Here is a 2,563-nt window from a genome sequence, read left to right as displayed (position 1 = left end):
CCCTTGGGACCTTCTCCAGCCCCAGGATGTGACGAGCCGACATCGAGGTGCCAAACCTCCCCGTCGATATGAGCTCTTGGGGGAGATCAGCCTGTTATCCCCAGAGTACCTTTTATCCTTTGAGCGACGGCCCTTCCATACAGTACCGCCGGATCACTATACCCGTGTTTCCACCCTGCTCGGCTTGTCGGCCTTACAGTCAAGCTCCCTTATGCTATTGCACTCCACGCACGGTTACCAAGCGTGCTGAGGGAACCTTTGGAAGCCTCCGTTATCCTTTTGGAGGCGACCACCCCAGTCAAACTACCCACCAAGCAATGTCTCCCGAGTCGGGATTAGATACCAGACAAACAAAGGGTGGTATTTCAACGGTGACTCCACAACGCCTGGCGACGCCGCTTCACAGTCTCCCACCTATCCTACACATCGTTTGCCCAGTACCAATGCTAAGCTGCAGTAAAGGTTCATGGGGTCTTTCCGTCCCGTTGCGGGTACGCGGCATCTTCACCGCGACTACAATTTCACCGAGCTCATGGCTGAGACAGTGCCCAGATCGTTACACCATTCGTGCAGGTCGGAACTTACCCGACAAGGAATTTCGCTACCTTAGGACCGTTATAGTTACGGCCGCCGTTTACCGGGGCTTCGATTCAATGCTTCTCTTGCGATAACATCCCCTCTTAACCTTCCGGCACCGGGCAGGTGTCAGGCCTTATACCTAGTCTTTCAACTTCGCAAAGCCATGTGTTTTTGTTAAACAGTCGCCTGGGCCTCTTCACTGCGGCCCCGCATTCCTGCGGGGCGCCCCTTCTCCCGAAGTTACAGGGCCATTTTGCCGAGTTCCTTAGCCATGATTCACTCGAGCACCTTAGGATACTCTCCTCGACCACCTGTGTCGGTTTGCGGTACGGGTAAACATGCGCTTAACGCTAGAAGTTTTTCTTGGAAGCTTTTAGGGCCACTATCCGATTGTCCAAGGACGCTCGGTACTGTCAGGTTCGGCTAAACCCACGCATTTAACTATGGGTCCAATACCTACTCCCTTCAACCCGGTATTCCGTCACCGGGCGGGCCTTTCACCACTCCGTCACTCCATCACCTGCATGTCCAGTACGGGAATATTAACCCGTTTGCCATCGGCTGCCCCTCTCGGGTGCGCCTTAGGACCCGACTAACCCTGATCCGATTAGCGTTGATCAGGAAACCTGGGTCTTACGGTGTGGGGGTTTCTCGCCCCCATTATCGTTACTTATGCCTACATTTGCTTTTCCAAAAGCTCCAGCACACATCACCATGTGCATTCACCGCCGTTGGAATGCTCCCCTACCACTCGCATTGCTGCGAATCCTACGCTTCGGTATTAGGTTTGATGCCCGATTATTATCGACGCCCTGTCGCTCGACCAGTGAGCTGTTACGCACTCTTTAAAGGAATAGCTGCTTCCAAGCTAACCTCCTGGCTGTCTCTGCAACTGGACCACCTTTGTTCAACTTAACCTAAATTTCGGGACCTTAGCGGTAGGTCCGGGTTCTTTCCCTCTCGGACTGGGACCTTAGCACCCCAGCCCTCACTGCCGTTTCTCTATGATGGCATTCGGAGTTCGTCAGGATTTGGTAGGATGTGACTCCCCCTAGTCCTATCGGTAGCTCTACCTCCATCATACAATCCACGACGCTGTTCCTAAAAACATTTCGGGGAGTACGAGCTATTTCTCAGTTTGATTGGCCTTTCACCCCTACCCACAGCTCATCCGGAAGCTTTTCAACGCTTATCGGTGCGGCCCTCCATTGTGTGTTACCACAACTTCAGCCTGGCCATGGGTAGATCACTAAGTTTCGCGTCTGCCCCCTCTGACTATACGCCCTTTCAGACTCGCTTTCGCTCCGGCTGCTCCCGTCTACGGAATTAACCTCGCCAAAGAGGTGCAACTCGTAGGCTCATTATGCAAAAGGCACGCCGTCATCCCGATAAATATCGGGACTCCGACCGCTTGTAAGCGCACGGTTTCAGGTTCTATTTCACCCCCTTATTCAGGGTACTTTTCACCTTTCCCTCACGGTACTCGTTCACTATCGGTCTCTCAGGAGTATTTAGCCTTACCGGATGGTGCCGGCAGATTCAACCGGGATTTCTCCTGTCCCGGCCTACTCAGGATACCCGCCTTCCAAACAAAAATTCCAGTACGGGACTCTCACCCCCTGCGGTCGGCCTTCCCATGCCGTTCCCGTCTCCTTGTTTGAAATCATGCAGGTCCTACTACCCCCAGCCTGCCGAAACAGCCTGGGTTTGGGCTAATCCGGGTTCGCTCGCCACTACTACCGGAATCACTGTTGTTTTCTCCTCCTGTGGGTACTTAGATGTTTCAGTTCCCCACGTTCGCCTGTCTTTCGACATACCCGATCAATCGGGTGGGTTGCCCCATTCGGACATCCGCGGATCATTTCGCCTCAGCCGATCCCCGCGGCTTTTCGCAGCTTGGCACGTCCTTCCTCGCCTCTGAGAGCCTAGGCATCCCCCGTGCGCCCTTATTCACTTACTCTTTTAATCATATTATCCGCTGCTC

1 rRNA gene is annotated in these 2,563 nt (G+C 53.8%); it reads right to left on the bottom strand.

Features of this window, described 5'->3' with window-relative positions:
* A 23S ribosomal RNA gene (locus G457_RS0114895) occupies positions 1–2,539 on the bottom strand; the annotation flags it as partial.
* Between the last annotated feature and the right edge of the window lie 24 nt (positions 2,540–2,563).

Origin of the sequence: Algoriphagus marincola DSM 16067, from assembly GCF_000429405.1 — a bacterium.
Classification (GTDB): Bacteria; Bacteroidota; Bacteroidia; order Cytophagales; family Cyclobacteriaceae; genus Algoriphagus; species Algoriphagus marincola.
This window is presented reverse-complemented; position numbering and strand designations above follow the sequence as displayed.